The 16,343-nt window shown below is 61.7% G+C and carries 17 protein-coding genes; 4 read left to right on the forward strand and 13 right to left on the reverse strand.

Annotated elements, in window-relative coordinates:
* Nucleotides 1–66 precede the first annotated feature (66 nt).
* The 4 genes from AC1RLZ_RS13565 to selD all read left to right on the forward strand — a co-directional run bounded on the left by AC1RLZ_RS13565 (nucleotide 67) and on the right by selD (nucleotide 2,584).
* Complete coding sequence (locus AC1RLZ_RS13565; RefSeq protein WP_493189049.1) at nucleotides 67–693, forward strand: TlpA disulfide reductase family protein; 627 nt, start codon at nucleotides 67–69, stop codon at nucleotides 691–693.
* The gene (locus tag AC1RLZ_RS13570) at nucleotides 683–775 is read left to right on the forward strand and encodes a twin-arginine translocation signal domain-containing protein (protein WP_493189050.1); all 93 of its coding nucleotides are present in this window, start codon (nucleotides 683–685) and stop codon (nucleotides 773–775) included. Before AC1RLZ_RS13565 ends, AC1RLZ_RS13570 begins: the two co-directional genes overlap by 11 nt.
* A 143-nt stretch (nucleotides 776–918) precedes the next feature.
* Nucleotides 919–1,239, forward strand: a complete 321-nt coding sequence (locus AC1RLZ_RS13575; RefSeq protein ID WP_493189051.1) for a hypothetical protein — start codon at nucleotides 919–921, stop codon at nucleotides 1,237–1,239.
* Nucleotides 1,240–1,534: 295 nt separating this feature from the next.
* Nucleotides 1,535–2,584 (forward strand): selenide, water dikinase SelD, encoded by a 1,050-nt coding sequence (gene selD / locus AC1RLZ_RS13580; RefSeq protein ID WP_493189052.1) that lies wholly within the window; start codon nucleotides 1,535–1,537, stop codon nucleotides 2,582–2,584.
* A gap of 431 nt (nucleotides 2,585–3,015) precedes the next feature.
* Here the strand turns inward: selD and AC1RLZ_RS13585 are convergent, their stop codons facing one another.
* The 13 genes from AC1RLZ_RS13585 to AC1RLZ_RS13645 form a co-directional block, all read right to left on the reverse strand.
* Nucleotides 3,016–4,431: an aldehyde dehydrogenase family protein gene (locus tag AC1RLZ_RS13585; protein WP_493189053.1), complete on the reverse strand. Its 1,416-nt coding sequence runs from the start codon at nucleotides 4,429–4,431 to the stop codon at nucleotides 3,016–3,018.
* 91 nt (nucleotides 4,432–4,522) lie between these two features.
* Complete coding sequence (locus AC1RLZ_RS13590; protein WP_493189054.1) at nucleotides 4,523–5,293, reverse strand: SDR family NAD(P)-dependent oxidoreductase; 771 nt, start codon at nucleotides 5,291–5,293, stop codon at nucleotides 4,523–4,525.
* 86 nt (nucleotides 5,294–5,379) lie between these two features.
* Nucleotides 5,380–6,348, reverse strand: coding sequence for a Bug family tripartite tricarboxylate transporter substrate binding protein (locus AC1RLZ_RS13595; RefSeq protein ID WP_493189055.1), 969 nt, complete (start codon nucleotides 6,346–6,348; stop codon nucleotides 5,380–5,382).
* A 221-nt stretch (nucleotides 6,349–6,569) separates the two neighbouring features.
* Nucleotides 6,570–8,096 carry a porin gene (locus AC1RLZ_RS13600; protein ID WP_493189056.1) on the reverse strand — a complete coding sequence of 509 codons (1,527 nt, stop codon included), beginning with the start codon at nucleotides 8,094–8,096 and terminating at the stop codon, nucleotides 6,570–6,572.
* Between the two features lie 492 nt (nucleotides 8,097–8,588).
* Nucleotides 8,589–9,359, reverse strand: coding sequence for an SDR family NAD(P)-dependent oxidoreductase (locus tag AC1RLZ_RS13605; RefSeq protein ID WP_493189057.1), 771 nt, complete (start codon nucleotides 9,357–9,359; stop codon nucleotides 8,589–8,591).
* 18 nt (nucleotides 9,360–9,377) lie between these two features.
* The gene (locus tag AC1RLZ_RS13610) at nucleotides 9,378–10,055 is read right to left on the reverse strand and encodes an NAD(P)H-dependent oxidoreductase (protein WP_493189058.1); all 678 of its coding nucleotides are present in this window, start codon (nucleotides 10,053–10,055) and stop codon (nucleotides 9,378–9,380) included.
* 28 nt (nucleotides 10,056–10,083) lie between these two features.
* Nucleotides 10,084–10,971 (reverse strand): branched-chain amino acid ABC transporter permease, encoded by an 888-nt coding sequence (locus AC1RLZ_RS13615; RefSeq protein WP_493189059.1) that lies wholly within the window; start codon nucleotides 10,969–10,971, stop codon nucleotides 10,084–10,086.
* The gene (locus AC1RLZ_RS13620) at nucleotides 10,964–11,737 is read right to left on the reverse strand and encodes an ABC transporter ATP-binding protein (protein ID WP_493189060.1); all 774 of its coding nucleotides are present in this window, start codon (nucleotides 11,735–11,737) and stop codon (nucleotides 10,964–10,966) included. Before AC1RLZ_RS13620 ends, AC1RLZ_RS13615 begins: the two co-directional genes overlap by 8 nt.
* Nucleotides 11,738–11,739: 2 nt before the next feature.
* Complete coding sequence (locus AC1RLZ_RS13625) at nucleotides 11,740–12,723, reverse strand: branched-chain amino acid ABC transporter permease (RefSeq protein WP_493189061.1); 984 nt, start codon at nucleotides 12,721–12,723, stop codon at nucleotides 11,740–11,742.
* Nucleotides 12,695–13,423 carry an ABC transporter ATP-binding protein gene (locus AC1RLZ_RS13630; protein WP_493189062.1) on the reverse strand — a complete coding sequence of 243 codons (729 nt, stop codon included), beginning with the start codon at nucleotides 13,421–13,423 and terminating at the stop codon, nucleotides 12,695–12,697. Before AC1RLZ_RS13630 ends, AC1RLZ_RS13625 begins: the two co-directional genes overlap by 29 nt.
* Nucleotides 13,420–14,571, reverse strand: a complete 1,152-nt coding sequence (locus tag AC1RLZ_RS13635) for an ABC transporter substrate-binding protein (RefSeq protein WP_493189063.1) — start codon at nucleotides 14,569–14,571, stop codon at nucleotides 13,420–13,422. Before AC1RLZ_RS13635 ends, AC1RLZ_RS13630 begins: the two co-directional genes overlap by 4 nt.
* A gap of 66 nt (nucleotides 14,572–14,637) precedes the next feature.
* Nucleotides 14,638–15,402 carry an HpcH/HpaI aldolase family protein gene (locus tag AC1RLZ_RS13640; RefSeq protein ID WP_493189064.1) on the reverse strand — a complete coding sequence of 255 codons (765 nt, stop codon included), beginning with the start codon at nucleotides 15,400–15,402 and terminating at the stop codon, nucleotides 14,638–14,640.
* A gap of 39 nt (nucleotides 15,403–15,441) precedes the next feature.
* Nucleotides 15,442–16,341, reverse strand: a complete 900-nt coding sequence (locus tag AC1RLZ_RS13645; protein WP_493189065.1) for a cupin domain-containing protein — start codon at nucleotides 16,339–16,341, stop codon at nucleotides 15,442–15,444.
* Between the last annotated feature and the right edge of the window lie 2 nt (nucleotides 16,342–16,343).

Here is a 16,343-nt window from a genome sequence, read left to right on the forward strand (position 1 = left end):
TGAAGCGCCTCTGCAAACACGCCGAATTGCGTTGACGCCAGCGCGCGTTGATCCCCAAAATGTAGCGTGACCTATCCCTCGGCTCCCGAGTTTCGGGGCGCGCAATTTGGAGATATAGGGCTCGCGTTCAGAATCGCGATTCTGGCGACATCCTTTGTGTTGGCGTTCTTGTCGGACTCGCGCGCGACTGAATTGAAGCGCATCGACGAACCTGCAAAGCCCGATTTTTCCTTGCCGGGGTTGGACGGGACGACCGTTCCTCTGAAAGCCTTCAAAGGCCACACCGTGCTCATCCATTTCCTTGCGACGTGGTGTGCACCGTGCCGCGAAGAGCTGCCCGCGCTGGCCCGCTTTCTCGACCGCTCGGCAGCTCACGCATCAGTCATCGCTGTATCCGTTACCGATGTCGATCAACGGGTCAAACGTGTCCTCGAACAGACGCCGGTCAATTTTCCCGTGCTGCTGGATCGCGAGCGGACCGTGACGAAGTCATGGCATGTCACCACGCTCCCCACGACCTACGTTCTCGACGCAAACATGAAGCCTTTGCTCGTGGTCGAAGCCGATTTCCAGTGGGACACGGTCGACATTGAGCCCGCAACCGGAAAGCTCATCAAGAACAAGATCCGGGAGCCTGAAACGACCTCCGATTATTCACATCAGGAAAAAAGAGGAAGCGATCATGACCTTTAATCGACGCGATCTCTTGAAGGCCGGCGCCGCGGTCTCACTGGTGGCAGGACTTCCCCGGCACGCGATGGCTCAGGCGCCATGAGGGCGACGTGATGCGGAGTTGCTACCATATTCAGCGGGCCCCGCGCTTGCGCCACCCGTTTTATTTCGTCGGCTCTTCTCCGAGACCAGGAACCTTTTGTTCCGGCCAGCCGTTTTTCATCACATCCCACATTGGAGGCAATGATGAAAAACATCGGTCTTATTCCATTGGCCGCCGTTATCATGGTGTCGGGGACGTATTCGTTTGCCCAGAACAACGATCCGTCGACCAATGCGATGGAACGCCCCGCAGCCGCTCCGCACTCCAGTGGCTCCGGCACCACGCCGGATGGCAAGGGCTCGACGGGCTGGACTGGCGGAGCGCGCGACCAGAACTCTCAAACGATCGGTCAAACCACCGGTTCGCAAGATGCCGAAGCGGCAAAGGATCAGCCTGCGATGGCAACGGGCAAAGATCTGAAAGGGCCAGCGAAGCAGTTTTCTCCTCGTCAAACGCCGGAATAGCATCCAGGAGCAGACTTTCGCGGTCATGTCCTGGAATCTGCGGGCCTGATCGCAGCGGCCTGAATCGCCACAACGGTGCAGATGCGCGCCGGAGGTCATCGCTTGAAGATCGTGAAACGACAACGATCACTGTGAAGCCCATCTACCTGGACTGCAGCACCACGCCACCAATCGATCCTGCTGTCCTCAGCGCGATGCTGCCCTGCCTGCGCGTAGCATTCGGCAATCCGTCGTCGGCGCATGCGCGTCTTCCGATCCGCGGGAATGCCACATCCACACCGCATGAGTTGAACACATGAAGATCCACGACATACGTCTCACCAGCCTTGCGCATGGCGGCGGCTGCGGCTGCAAATTGGCGCCTTCGGTTCTGCAACAGTTGCTCGCGCATCAATCCGCGGCGCAGCCTTTTGCACAGCTGCTGGTCGGCACCGAGACCGGTGACGATGCTGCGGTATGGCGGCTTGAAGATGGAACGTGCGTTATTGCAACGACGGACTTTTTCATGCCGATGGTCGACGATCCCTACGATTTCGGGCGCATCGCCGCGACAAACGCGATATCCGACATTTACGCCATGGGCGGAACCCCGATCATGGCTCTGGCAATCCTCGGAATTCCCATCGACAAGTTGCCCACCGAGATGACGGCAAGGATTCTCGCGGGCGGGGCGGCAGTTTGCGCGACCGCCGGTATTCCAGTCGCGGGTGGTCACTCCATCGATTCTCCCGAACCGATCTACGGACTTGCGGTCATCGGCACCTGCAAGGAAAACGATATCCGCCGCAATTCCGAAGCGCAGGCCGAAGACGCCCTCATTTTGACCAAACCGCTCGGCGTCGGCGTCTATGCGGCTGCTTTCAAGAAAGGCGCGCTATCGGACGCCGCGTATGCCGATATGATTGGTTCGATGACACGGCTCAATCGCGTCGGAACGAAGCTCGCTGCAGATGCGTCGGTACATGCCATGACGGATGTGACCGGGTTCGGCTTGCTCGGGCACAGTTTGGAAATGGCTCGCGGATCGAACGTCAGCATCATATTGAACGCAGCGGATATTCCCCTGCTCCCCGAGGCTCAACGGTTGATTGAACAGGGGTTCCTGACCGGAGCCTCCGGTCGCAACTGGGCGAGTTACGGACACGAGGTTCGCCTCGATCCTGGTTGTCCCGAATGGCAACGCCAACTCCTCACCGACCCGCAAACATCAGGCGGATTGCTGATTGCCTGCCGTGCAGATCGCGCGGAGGCGATCACGCGCCAGATCGTCGAGGATGGTTATCCGTACGCGCGTATTATCGGACGGGCAGAGAGCGGCCAACCTGTCGTTACGGTGATCGGGTGATCGCCGGGGACCACTTTTCCGGCGACCACAAACCGGGGCCCCTTCGCGACATAAATAACGTGTTCAGCCCCGAGGTCAGGTAGACCGGATCAAGCTGGAAGCGGTCTGGCTGTTTGGCCCTGCCGTGCGGATGGCTTCATAGGGGCGCCCATGGCTTCCGGTCCAGCCTGATAAGCAGAAAACGCACTCCTAGAGCATGATAACGGGTTTTCGAAAGGGCTCTCAGAGTAACTATCAATAGCGCCCTATGTTGATCTGGGGACGGGCACGGGCTCAAAGTCGAAGCCCAAATTTCCCCGCGGGAAGAAATGTGCGGCCGCGCGCCAACTTGGAGGAAGCGCGCGACCGCGGCGCCGCGAGAACTACGACATCCTCGCGGCGGACTACTTGCGGCAAACCGCTATTATGTCTTGAGGGCGAAGCTGGCCTCGCTACCCAACGATCGCTTTGACCTCCAGATATTCTTCGAAGCCGAAAACCCCGAACTCGCGCCCATTACCGGACTGCTTGTATCCTCCAAACGGCAGGCTGCGATCGAATGCAGCGCCGTTGAGGTAAACACGTCCTGCGCGGATGCGATTGGCGACGGTGCGCGCTCGGTTGCGATCACGCGATTGCACGAAACCCGCCAGCCCGAACGGCGTATCGTTGGCGATCTCGATGGCCTCATCCTCGCTGTCATAGCTCATGATGGACAATACGGGACCGAACACCTCCTCGCGCGCGATTCTCATTTGGGACGTCACGTCGCCGAACACGGTGGGGCGAACGTAATATCCGCGGTTGAGACCAGCCGGCCGGCCCGTTCCGCCTGTTACCAAGGTAGCGCCCTCGTCGATCCCGGACTGGATCAGGTCCTGCACTTTCCCAAACTGTGACTGGCTGACCAAAGGTCCCATGGTGGACGCCGGATCGAGCGGATCGCCAAGACGAATGCTGCCGACGGCTTCATTTGCCGCGGCGAAGGCTGCGTCGCGCTGTGCGCGCGGAATCAGCATGCGCGTTGGCGACTGGCAGTTCTGGCCAGCATTTGTGTAGCAGGCGTGAACGCCCTGTATCACGGCAGCTTTCAGATCGGCATCCGGGAGGATGATATTGGCGGACTTGCCGCCCAGTTCCTGCGCGACACGCTTGACCGTATCCGCCGCCAGCTTCGCCACCCGAACACCGGCCGTCGTCGATCCGGTGAACGACACCATGTCGATCTCGGGATGGCCGGCGATTGCCTCGCCCACCGTCGGACCATCGCCGTTCACCACATTGAACACACCCGCTGGAATACCGGCGTCATGCACGATCTCGACGAAAAGCATGGAGCTCAGCGGTGCGATCTCACTCGGCTTGAGAATGACCGTGCAGCCGGCGGCCAGCGCTGGCGCGACCTTCGAAGCCACCTGGTTCAACGGCCAGTTCCACGGCGTGATCAAGCCGCAGACACCGATCGGCTCGCGGCGAACGACCCCGCCTGCCATCGGTTCTTCAAACCTGTAGTCCGCAAGCACGCGCGCAGCTTCCTCGAAATGAAACAGCGCAACGGTCGCCTGGCGTTCCATCGCAAAGGTAATCGGCGATCCCATTTCCAGCGTCATCATCCGCGCCAGTTCCGGCAGACGCGCCCGGAAGCCTTCAATGATCTTCTGAAGATAGACGAGGCGGTCTTTCACGCTCACTTCGGAATAGGTTGCGAAGGCGCGGCGGGCCGCCTGCGCGGCCCGGTCAACATCCTGGCGGGTGCCCAGGCTGATCCGCGCGAACGCCTCCTCCGTCGCAGGATTGAAAACTTCAAGAGTTGACGGTGTGACCGGATCCACCCAGGCGCCGTCGATATAGAACTTCAGCTTGTCCATTTTCTCCACCTGTGACGCCCATACGAGGCGTAGTCATTGTGTCCGGGGCTCGCGTTCCCGCCGTCTTGCTGCAACTCCCATCGCAGCGTGTTTAAAGATGCCTGCCCTCGTCTACGGGCACGATGATCCCCGTCGAGCTCGTCAGGTTGACGATGCAGGCCATTACCGCTCTTGCGACATCGTCCGGCGTCGTGATGCGGGCAAGCGGAAGTTTCTCGGCGACCCGCTGCAACTGCTCCCGCGTCCGCCCGGCGACGAAATCTGTATCTACGCCGGCCGGCGAGATGGAAAACACGCGGATTTTGGGCGCAAGCACTTTCGCGAGCGCGATCGTCAGCGCATCGACGCCCGCCTTGGCTGACAGATAAGCGAGGCTGCTGCCCAGTCCCGTGCGGGCGGCAATGGATGAAATATTCACAATGGCGGCACCGCTGCCGCGTTCCAGCAATGGACGGAAAGCACGCACCATGGCGAAAGGCCCCCGCAAGTTGATGGTCACGGTGCGGTCGAAGATCTCGTCGGTCAGCGCGTCGAGGTCTTGGGCGGGTACTGGCGTCGTGGCGCCTCCACAATTGACCAGCACATCGAGCCGCCCATACTCCTTCTGAACCCGCGCCGCCGCTTCGGCGATGGAGGATGGATCGTCGATCGAGATGCGCAGCGCGCGATGTCCGGTGCCCTGTAGCCCGCTCACGACATCTTCCGCCAGTTCCTTGCGGCTGTTGTAACCGACCACGACAGCCGATCCACCGGCGGCGAGGCGTGCCGCTGTCGCCCTGCCGATCCCGCTGCTGCCGCCTGTGACGAGCGCCACTGTGGGAGTCGATAGCACGGGAACATCGATGCGGATCACGTCAGTCACTTAATCACTCCCGATCGTCAGGCGACATGCCTGCACTCAGCTCAAGCAGGACAATGCTACACTGCGCCGTGCCAGCCTCGTTCTTGCTACATTGCAATCTTTGCCGCTTCGATGACCGGCCGCCACTTGGCGAGTTCGGCCGCGACGAATGCCTTGAGATCATCGGGTGATCCGCCGACGCCCAGCAATGCATTCTGCCCGAGAATAGCCTTCCCCTTTTCACTCTGGAGAAAGCTGTTCACGATGCTGTTCAACTTGGCGACGATCTCCGGCGACGTTCCGGTCGGCGCCACCATGGCGTACCACGCTGATGCCTCGAAGCCCTTGAAGCCCGTCTCCTGCACCGTCGGTACGGCCGGCAATTGCGCGGCTCGCTGGCTGGTCGTGACGGCAAGCGCCTGAACTTTCCCGGAGGCGACCAGCGCTACATAGGTCGGCATGAAGTCGATGGCGATGTCGATCTGACCGCCGAGCAAATCCGTCATCAGCGGTGACGTGCCGCGATATGGCACGTTGGTCATCTTGACGCCGACGGACCTCTGCACCAGTTCCGACGTGATGTGCCCGAGCGTGCCGTTGCCGGGATGTCCCACATTGACTTTGTCGGGGTTCTGCTTCGCATAAGCGATCAGCTCTTCGAATGTCTTTGCTGGAAAGTCGGCGCGCGTCGTCACAATGAGCGGAGACTTGGCGACGAGGACGATCGGCGTGAAATCCTTTTCGGAATCATAGGCCATCCCTTTGTACATCAGCTTGTTGAGCGCAATCGGCGCAGGCGTGCCGAACAGAAGCGTGTAGCCGTCAGCGCTCGCCTTGGCCACGGCCGCGCCACCAATGCTGCCGCCTGCGCCCGCACGATTGTCGACAATGAACTGCTTGCCGAGCGCCTCACTCAGCGCCTGGCCAACGGCGCGCGCGAGCGTATCGACGGCGGATCCTGCTGGAAACGGCACGATCATGGTGACCGTCCGTTCCGGCCATCCTTGCGCGACAGCACCGTGGATGGGCGTCAGGGCGAACACGAGACCGCATAGGCCAGCTAACAATGCACGCATGTTTCCTCCGATTTATACAGAGCGGGCTGTGCCCGCTTGTTCGGCGCCGTCTTCCGCAGCGCTTTCCCTGTTCGATGTCCTACAATCAAACCGCCATCGAAGTTGCGGAATGTGCCGTCGTTCCACTGTACGGCATGCCTGCTCACGCGCTTGCGTGAACAATCCCCCGGCAGATCTGCCGGGGCTGTTGTTTTCAACACCGATCCGGTGGTCGACCAGGCTCAGAACGACCGCAGGATCTGAACCGCGCCGTTGTAGAGGTTCTGATCACGCACGGCGTAGGATGTACCGGCCGGCTTGCCGACTACATTGCCGGTGTAGGTGCCACCTAGGCTCTGATCCAGGCGGCTGTAGATGAATTCCGCCGAGAGCGTCAGATTCTGAACGGGCGTCCAGGCTGTTCTGGTGCCGACCTGCGTGGTGGCAAAGTCGAAGTTGTTGCTGGTCCCGGACAGAACGCCGGCGGACGAAGCCGCTGCCGAGGACGAACTGGTGCCGAAGCCCCGCGTGGTCGAGGCAAATGCCCCTGCCAACAGAGCATTTCCCGCGTCGCCGTAAGAGATGTGGCTGTAGTTGGCGAACAGAGAGGTGCGCCACGCCGGGTTCCAGTAATGCTCGAAGAAGCCGCTGACTTCCCAGGCCGAGCTCTGCACGATCTGACCGCCTGGCGCATAGACGCCATCGAGAACGTAGCCGAAGCCGACCGTGTTGCCGTCGAACTTGGCGAACCGGCCGCCGCCCAGTGTATCGACGGTGCCTGCGAAGACATATTTCGCGGCGCCCTTGGCGTAGGAGGCTTCCAGCTTGAGACTGTCGCCCGCGCCGGTGGGCAGGTTCTTGAACTCGACAGCGCCGCTCACGGCGAAGCCGTAGGCATCGTCAGGGTGGCCGGAGGGTTCATTGGTGTAGTATTGAGCCGTCGCCTGATGAAGGGCTGCGGCGAAATGCAGCGTGCCCCATGCCTGATCGAGGCGCAGGTTGCCGACGACGTCCGGCATATGGTTTCCGCCGGTGGCATTACCGAGGAAGGTGTTCGACGACGAGCCATAGAATGCACCGGTGAACTGCGAGGCACCGGGCGCCACGATGAACGTGTTCACGTTCCAAAGGCCGGCATTGCGATAGGGCGACGCATTCTCGAGCGAGATAGTACCAGAGACGCCGTTGCCGAACGACGCCGTGTAGGCCAGTTGGGGGATGCCAGTCGCATTGTTGGAGCCCGCGAAGAAACCGGAGGCAATTGTCGGTTTGGCGAGCGCCCACTGCGGGTCGAATTGCGAGACGGCCTTACCGAAGGTGAAGCCTGCGAACTGGATGAACGCGAAATCTACCTCGACAAAGCCGCCGGCGATGCTCTCACGTCCCTGCGCGAAATCGAAATGGATGTTGGAGAATGTGCGGAGCAGACCATATTCGGTCGCCGTGCGCGTATCGGTGGTCAGCGTCAAGCGCGGCTTGGTGTTGAAATAGTCCTTCGTATAGAGATTGTTGCCGCCGGCGCCGCCGAACCAGTAGGGCACGTCATAGTTGCTCGCGGCATTGAACGCGGTATCGATGCGAAGTGCACCGCCGATCTTAATGCAGGTGTCGGTGCCCGGGATGTAATAGAAGCCCGCGCCGTAAAGCGAGCAGATCTTCACATATTCGACCGCCTTGGCCTTCACCGGCAGATCGGCTGCGTGTGCACCGCCGATCGCGAGAATCCCTGCCGCCGAACCGAGAACAAGAGTCTTGATAGTCGTCGTCATTATAGCCCTCCGAATTGCCTTCGTTTCCTCAGTGAAATCTTACCTAGCCGCGTATCGCCGGCTCGCGTTGTTCGCGAGCGCGTAACGCCGTTTTGATATAAGATATTGATGAGGTGATCAGTCTGTCAACGACGGCGGTGAATTCCTGGCCAATGATGAAAGGAGTGTGTCATTCGCGTTGCATTGACGCACAAAGGAAGGGCGTCGTTTCGTCATCGCGAACAACTATCGAAACACATGCGCGCAGCGCGTCGAGAATGATGATCGCGAACCCGCCAATGGAGGTCGTATCGCCTCGCTGCGGCGTTGCGGCGATCGCTTTAGTGAGTCGCTCCGCAAAATGGAGTGCCTACCGCGGCTCGCAGGCGTGATGATATCATCGGGTATGCAAGGCGCGCGTCCGACATGGTCGGCGTATGAATGTCGCCGTTATTATCGAGCCTGCGTCATTTGGTCCCACAGCGGATGCGAACTGCTGTTCGACGCCCCCTGTCAGCTCACCCCGCCATCGGCGATGATCGTGCGCCCGGTAAGCCATTTCGCCTCCGGCGACGCCAGAAACAGCGCAACACCGGCAATGTCGTCGGTCTGCCCGATGCGCCCCAGCGGCGTCATTGCCGCAATCCCCGCGCCGCGCTCAGCCAGAATCTGCGTCGTCATATCGGTTTCAATCACACCAGGGGCGATCGTGTTAACTGTGATCCCGCGCGGGCCGAATTCCTTGGCGAGCGCATGCGACAGGGCAGCCACCGCCGCCTTGGAGGCTGCATAGATCGAGGTGGTCGGGATTGGCCGGGTGGCCAGCGCGGAGGAGAAATTGATGATCCGTCCTCCCGGCGCGGTCAGATGCGGGAGCGCCGCCTGAATGACCGCGATCGTGCCCAGGACATTGGTATCAAAGGTGGCGCGAAACATTTCGGAGTCGATCGCCTCGAACGGCCGATATTCGGCAATACCGGCGCAGTTCACCAGAATGTCGAGATGCCCGAACCGCGCAAGGACCTGCGCAACCATCGCCCGCGCGTCGTCCGGATTGGAAATGTCACCGGCGACGCCGATGCCCTGCGCGCCCAATTCGGCGATATCACCGAGTACCGCATGTGCCGCTGGGGATTCATTGCGGTAGCCGATCGCCACGCGACTGCCCACGCCGGCAAAACGCCGTGCGATTGCAGCTCCCATCCCGCGCGAGCCGCCCGTGACCAGCACGACCTTGTCGCGCAACAAATCCCGGTCTGGCCGCCCTTGATCGCTGGTGCTCATGATCTGCCTATTTCGATCTTAAGTGACTGCTGTGATGCTGGCGTGCGACGCCATGTCTTCGACGGCCTGCTGCAGCCGCTGGCTCCATTGCCGCAGATACGCTTCGCGGCCTTCGGCATCGACACGCGGTGCTGCGTAAGCGACGAACGGCTCAAGAGCTGTCATGCCGAGATACTCGATCATCAGGCGCTGTGCCGGCCAGAGTACGGTGCCGATGTCGCCATAGACGTCGGCGGCCGAGAACCGTTGCCGGGTGCCGCCGGTGCAGAGGCACAACAGTCCGCGCTTGTCGGGAAAGAAACCGCTATCAAAGCGGCGACCGTCAGCATAGGCGAAGCCATAAGCAAGCACACGGTCGAACCAGCCTTTCAGAATGGCCGGCATGCCGCCCCACCAGATCGGATAGAGCCAGACGACAAGATCGGCGTCGCGAAAGCGCTGCTGCTCACGCACGAGGTCGGCCGCGAAACCGCCGGTGCCATGCGCATGGGCCTGTTCAGTCTGATAGTGAAACCGGTCCGCCTGGGCCACGGCGCTGAAATCGTGTCGTCCGGCAACCGGATCGAATTGCTCGGCATAGAGATCGGACACCACCACCGTGTGGCCGGCCTGCCGCAGCGTCGCGACGCCGGCATCCTTCAGAGCCGCGGTGAACGACGTCGGCTCGGGATGGGCATAGACCATCAGGACATTCATCGCTGTTCTCGTCTGCTGCTTCATCGGATCAGGCGCTCTTGGCCCGGCCGGCGAACAAGCCGCTGGGGAAGAACAGAAGAACGATGAGCAGCACCGTCAGCGCCACGATGTTCTTGAAGCCGGCGCCGAAGAACACGATGGCGCCGGACTGGATGACGCCAAGGAAGATGCCGCCGATCAGCGCCGCCGGCGCACTGCCGAAGCCTCCGATGATCGCCGCGATGAAACCGTTGATGCCGAACGGACCGCCGACGCTGTAGGCCGTGTATTGCGTTGGCGTAATGAGAATGCCGGCGGCGGCGCCCAAAGCGGCGCTAAGTGCAAATGACACGATCAGCATGCGCTCGACGGGAATGCCGAGCAGTGCGGCAGCCTCGCGGTTCTGCGAACAGGCTCGCAAGGCCCGCCCCATCCGCGTGCGGTTGAAGAATTGCGTTAGCGCGAACACCATCAAGGCGCCGCATCCGAGCACCCAGAACAGCTGATAGCCGATCGCGATCGGCCCGATCTTCAGCGGCCCGCCGGAGGTGAATTCCGGATAGGTTCGCGGCTGATCGCCCAGCGTGAGAATGACGACCTGTTCGATCAGAAGCTGGATGGCCAGAGTCGCAAGAATGATCGCGAACAGGGGCGCCTTGCGCCGCCACATCGGGTTGATGATGGCGATCTGAACGAGAACGCCGATCCCCGCAACCAGGATCGTGGAGAGTACCGCGGAGACATAGATCGGCAGGCCGAATTGCGTCAGCAGCGTATGTGCGAACATACCGCCGAGCATGACGAACACGCCCTGCGCGAAATTGACGATGCCGCTGGCATTGTAGATGACGCAAAAGCCGATCGCGACCAGTCCGTAGATCAGTCCGATACCGACGCCGTTGACGAGGCTCTGAACGAGTTCGACTGCGCTAGGCATTTGCTGCCTCCTCCACGCCGAGATAGGCGGCGATGACTTCGGGATGGACCTTGATTTCGTCCGGCGTGCCTTCGGCGATCTTTCGTCCGAAATCGAGCACGGCGATCCGGTGTGCGATCCGCGTGACCAGACCGACATCGTGCTCGATCAGCAGCACCGTGGTGCCCTGGCGATTGATCTTCTGGATGATATGCGCGAGCCCATCGGTCTCCTGCGTATTGAGACCGGCGGCCGGCTCGTCGAGCAGCAGCAGCCGCGGCTTGGATGCGAGTGCGCGCGCAACTTCGAGCAGCCGTTGCTGACCATAGGGCAGCAGTTCGGCATTGAGATCGGCCTGCGCGCCGAGCCCGACGAAATCGAGCAGTTCGCGCGCCCGTTCATGAACTTCGGCTTCCTGCCGGCGGAACCAGGAGGGCCGCAGCAACGCCGCGGCGACGCCGCCTCGGGTCGCGAGGTGGCAACCGACCTCGACATTCTCGGCGACGGACATGCCCTTGAACAGCTGCACGAGCTGAAACGTCCGGATCAACCCCATAGCGGCGATCTGATCCTGGCGCATGCGGGTGATGTCGCGGCCATCGAAGGCGATGCTTCCCGAGGTCGAATTGAGGAAGCCGGAGATCATGCTGAAGAATGTGGTCTTGCCCGCACCGTTCGGACCGATGACCGCGAACAGGCTGCCTTGCGGCACATCCAGATCGATCTCGTTATTGGCGAGCAGGCCGCCGAAACGCTTGGTCAGACCTCTGACCTTGAGGAGAGCCATGGTCACGCTTCCTCTTTGTCTTTGCGCGGGCGAAACAGTCCGCCGAGCGCCGAGAGGCCCTTGGGCGCATAGATCAGCATCAGCAGCAGCACCAGCGCATAGGCGATGTCCTGGAAACGGCCGGTGCTGCGGAAGATTTCCGGCAGGAGGGACGCAACAATGGCACCGACGACCGGACCGATCAGCGTGCCGACGCCGCCGACATAGAGCATCGTGAAGGTCACAATGACCATCTGCGGGCCGAACACTTCGGGACTGATGAAACCGACCGTATGCGCGAACAGCGATCCGGCCGCCGACGCATACAGTCCGGCGATCACGAAGGCGATGAGCTTGAAACGCGAAATGCGAATGCCGAGCGCAGCAGCGCCGTTCTCGCTTCCGGAAATGGCGCGCAGACCGCGGCCAAAACGGGAATCGCGCAAACGCTGCGAGATCCAGAAGCCGACCAGCAGCAGCCCGCCGAGGCAAAGCAGCTTCAGCCGTTCGTCTTCGACGGTCAGGCTACCGATGCCGAGCGGCGGAATGCCGGCATAGCCCATGTAGCCCTGGGTCAGGCTGGTCCACTGGACCGAGATGTCATAGGTAATGAGGCCCAGCGCGAAGGTCGCCATCGCGAGATAGTGGCCGCGCAGGCGCAGCGTCGGATAACCGATCACCAGCGCGGCCATTCCTGCAACACCCATCGAGGCGATGAGGGCGAGCGCAGGCTCCCAATTATACTGCACGCAGAGGATGGCGCTGCCGTATCCGCCGATACAGGCAAAGGCGTTCTGACCGAAGGATGCCTGGCCCGTATAGCCCATGAAGAAATTCAATCCGAGGCAAAAGATGCCGTAGATCATCGCGAGCTGCATCACCGTCAGCAGATAGCCGCCATAAATGAGTACGGCCACGAACAGCAGCGCGCCTGCCCCAAGCAGGCCGATGGAGAACCGGTCGAGACGCGCAACCGGCTTAGGTGAAGTAATAGCGAGCAAGGTCATGGTGCGATTCAATCTCGTGCGTCGGCAACTCGGCCCGAACGCTTCCAGAGGCAAGAATGTAAACGCGCTGGGCGAGCTTGAGCGCGAGCGGCGCTTTCTGCTCGACCAGCAAAATGCCGAGGCCCTCCTTGTTGAGAGCACCGAGCGTCGACAGGATTTCGGAAGCGACGCGCGGCGCAAGGCCGAGCGACGGCTCGTCGAGAATGAGCAGTTTCGGATCCGCCATCAGTGCGCGCCCGACGGCCAGCATCTGCTGCTCGCCGCCGGACATGGACGACGCGGTCTGGTCGATGCGTTCGCGCAGCCGCGGAAACAGGGAGAACACCTTCTCCAGCTGCCGCTCGCTGTGAGCCTGCGGTCCGGACAGTTTGTAGGCGCCCAGTTGCAGGTTTTCCCGCACGCTCATGTCACCGAACAGGCCGCGCCCTTCCTGCACCATGATGATGCCCAGCCCGGCCAGTTCATGGGTGCGCAGATGGGTGACGTCCCGGCCGTTGAAGATAATCTGGCCGGTGCTGGCGATGAGCCGCGTGATGGCGCGAAGCAAGGTGGTCTTGCCCGCCCCATTCGGCCCCAGAATGGTGACGAACTCGCCCGGCGCCACGTAAAGCGCCGTCGACCGCAGCGCTTCGATATGACCGTAGCGCGCCGTCAGATCGCGCACCGCGATCAGTGGGGTGATGTCCGCCGCCGCCGTCATTTCTTGAGAACCAGAACGCCGTCCTTCACGGACGCGATCACATAAGGATTCCGGGTGATGCCAATGTGATTCTCGGCGCTGAAGTCGTAGGACGCGCCTGCACCGTCGTAATGGCCGAGTTTCTCGAAGGCGTCACGCACGGCCGTCCCATCGGTCGAGTTCGCCTTCTTCATGGCGGCGGCCATCATCATGATGGAGTCCCAGGCACGCGAGGCCTGCGCGTTGTCGGACTTGCCGAACCTGGCTTTCATCGCCTTCACGAACGGCTCGGCGGCCGCGCGCGCGGCGGGATCCGTGATGACGCTGATGTCATCGGCCGCCACCTGGATGAGCGGCGACGGAACCAGATACTGGTCGCCAAGTACCTTGCCCGCAGAGAGCAGGATATCGAGCTCGTTGATGCTGCCCAGCATCAGCATCCTGGTCAGGCCGAGGCTCCGGATGTTGTTGGCGACGGTCACCACCGCATTGCCCTGTCCGAGCATGATGATCGCACCGGCGCCGGCCGCATTGATGCGCCCGATCTGGACGCTGAAGTCGGCATCGTCCTGCTGGTAGGACTCGTTGGCGACGACAGTCAGTCCGAATTCATCGGCGCCCTTTTCCGCCAGGCCGCGCATCAGCAGGCTGTAGGGGCTCGGATCGGAGAGGATTCCGACCTTACGGATATCGGTCTTGTCCTTGAGATACTGATAGCGCGCATCCACCTCGAATTTGGGTGGCGGCAGGAACTGGAAGGCCCACTTCTGCTCATCCGGCTGACGCGGCAAGATCGAGCAGAGAAACATCGGCAGTTTGGCTCTGGAGACGAAGCTCGCGGCGGCAAAGTTGCCAGCCGAGATGCAGCCGCTGTCGAAGGCAGCGACCTTGTCATCCGTCATCATCTTGCGATAGACGACCACCGCCTGCTGCGGCGTCGACTTGTTGTCCTCGATCACCAGTTCGAGCTTCTTGCCGAGGACGCCGCCCTGCGCATTGATCGCTTCGACGGCGATCTGCATCCCGTCGCGCCAGTGACCGTCGGTCGCTGAGCCGTATCCCGTTAAACCCAGCGACGACCCGATCTTGATCGTCTGCTGCGCAGACGCCGGCAGTGCCAGCGTGAGCGCGAACAGCGCGGCGAACACTGACGCCTTGCGTGGTCTCATTTCCGTCCCCTGTCTGTTTTTCTTCAGCTTGAGCGCTGATTGCAGATTAATTGGTCTAGCGCGTGCTCATCCGACCTTGTCCCGGACATCGCGCAGGCCGGCAGTCGCCGCCTGGCGCAGGAAGCCCTGATCCGAGGAGAGCACGAAGACGCTGGCGCCGCGCGAATTCAGCCACGCGGCCTCGCTCGAATTGCCGACATAGACGCTGATCGGCTTGTTGGCCTTGCGTGCGGCTTCCGAGATCCGCTCGACCGCGCGCAACACATCGGGCGGGTCCTTCGATTCATCGCCGAAGGCGGCGGTCAGGTCGCCCCGCCCGATAAACAGCGAGTCGACGCCGTCGACGGCAGCGATGGCGTCGATCTCGTCCAGCGCCACCGGATCCTCGATCTGGGCCACGAACACCATCCGGGCATCCGCATCCGCAATGTGCCGCCACATCGGTATGCCGGAATAGCGACCCGCACGCGTGCTGGTCGCAAAGCCGCGGCTGCCGCCGCGATACCGCAACATTGCCGCCACCTCGCGCGCATAGCCCGCGCTCTTCACATGGGGGACCAGGACGCCGGTGGCGCCGCAATCCAGCACCGAGAGAATGGCCTCCGGTCCCGGCACCCGAACCAGCGCCGGCGTGTCGGTTGCCCGCGCAGCCATCAGCGCGATGTCGCTGCTGGTGCGATCGAATGGACCGTGCTCCTGATCGATCACGACGAAATCATAGCCGATATCGCCGAGGATTTCGGTGCCGTGACCGGTCGGTGTCTTCAGAAACGTGCCGACAAGTTTCTCGCCGCCAAGCATGCGCTGCCGAAATGTGGAAGCAGTTGTCATCATTGATAATCCTGTTGCCGTTGTGGGGTGGGCTGCCGGTTACGGCATCGGATATTCATCGGCGTTCAGGATCCAGCCGGGCTTCTGCGAGAAGTCGAGCCGCGGCGGGCAGAAGATGTCGACGAGCTGGTTGAAGTCACTTCCACAGGCCTCGGTGGTGTGAATCGAGGGCGGCGGAATGACGGCGATCGACGGCGTTTTGCACAGTTCGTGATCGTCCTTGCGCCAGTTCTTCTTGTTGATCGTCCAGGGCCAGCGCAGGTGGTGAATGAATTCCCCCTCCACCGCGAGCGAGCACTGCTCGAAATCATCGTGATGATGCGGCGACAGTTTGCTGGCATCGCGGGGGCCGTTATAGCCGTCGAGATAGTTCACCATGATAGTGGTGCAGCGCCAGATGCGACCGAAGCGGCCCGGCTCCGGCGGCACGTCGAGACTGTAGACGCGCAGACGAAAGCCGTCTTTCGGCGCCGGCCATGGTTCCAGCGGTGCGACGTAAGGCTTGGCCGTGGCATATGATGCTGCATTGGCGCATTTCGCCGCGAGATCTTCCGACCGCGTGGTGAAGATGCGAACGATCTTGCCGGCTTCGACGATCTTGATGCTGGACCGTCCAGGCGGCACGAAGGCCAGGGAGCGGCCATTGACGCGCTTGGTGCCCTCCGCCGTGGTGATCTCCACGACCACCTTGGGATCGGACAACAGCACGGCATATTCGTCCGGCTGCTCCTCGCGCGCCAGCACACCGCCCGCCTTTCCTTCCGTATGCACGAGCAGGAAGTTCTGACCGCGCCCATACCAGCTCTTGCCTGACGGTCCATCCTCCTGCGGCGGCTCGTCGTAGAAGCGGAGATATTCGGCCTGGCCGAAAGGACCCGCCGGCGCTGCGTTTGCAGCTGCAGGTGCAAGCTTGGCTCTCGGATCGGTGGTGTCGTACATGT

The sequence above is a fragment of the Tardiphaga sp. GW822-FHT04G09 genome (genome assembly GCF_058800725.1).

Coding starts and splice junctions, on each gene's coding strand:
- AC1RLZ_RS13570 (WP_493189050.1), top strand. CDS start 683: ATGACCTTTAATCGACGCGATCTCTTGAAGGCCGGCGCCGCGGTCTCA.
- AC1RLZ_RS13575 (WP_493189051.1), top strand. CDS start 919: ATGAAAAACATCGGTCTTATTCCATTGGCCGCCGTTATCATGGTGTCG.
- selD (WP_493189052.1), top strand. CDS start 1,535: ATGAAGATCCACGACATACGTCTCACCAGCCTTGCGCATGGCGGCGGC.
- AC1RLZ_RS13585 (WP_493189053.1), bottom strand. CDS start 4,431: ATGGACAAGCTGAAGTTCTATATCGACGGCGCCTGGGTGGATCCGGTC.
- AC1RLZ_RS13595 (WP_493189055.1), bottom strand. CDS start 6,348: ATGCGTGCATTGTTAGCTGGCCTATGCGGTCTCGTGTTCGCCCTGACG.
- AC1RLZ_RS13600 (WP_493189056.1), bottom strand. CDS start 8,096: ATGACGACGACTATCAAGACTCTTGTTCTCGGTTCGGCGGCAGGGATT.
- AC1RLZ_RS13605 (WP_493189057.1), bottom strand. CDS start 9,359: ATGAGCACCAGCGATCAAGGGCGGCCAGACCGGGATTTGTTGCGCGAC.
- AC1RLZ_RS13610 (WP_493189058.1), bottom strand. CDS start 10,055: ATGAATGTCCTGATGGTCTATGCCCATCCCGAGCCGACGTCGTTCACC.
- AC1RLZ_RS13615 (WP_493189059.1), bottom strand. CDS start 10,971: ATGCCTAGCGCAGTCGAACTCGTTCAGAGCCTCGTCAACGGCGTCGGT.
- AC1RLZ_RS13620 (WP_493189060.1), bottom strand. CDS start 11,737: ATGGCTCTCCTCAAGGTCAGAGGTCTGACCAAGCGTTTCGGCGGCCTG.
- AC1RLZ_RS13625 (WP_493189061.1), bottom strand. CDS start 12,723: ATGACCTTGCTCGCTATTACTTCACCTAAGCCGGTTGCGCGTCTCGAC.
- AC1RLZ_RS13630 (WP_493189062.1), bottom strand. CDS start 13,423: ATGACGGCGGCGGCGGACATCACCCCACTGATCGCGGTGCGCGATCTG.
- AC1RLZ_RS13635 (WP_493189063.1), bottom strand. CDS start 14,571: ATGAGACCACGCAAGGCGTCAGTGTTCGCCGCGCTGTTCGCGCTCACG.
- AC1RLZ_RS13640 (WP_493189064.1), bottom strand. CDS start 15,402: ATGACAACTGCTTCCACATTTCGGCAGCGCATGCTTGGCGGCGAGAAA.
- AC1RLZ_RS13645 (WP_493189065.1), bottom strand. CDS start 16,341: ATGTACGACACCACCGATCCGAGAGCCAAGCTTGCACCTGCAGCTGCA.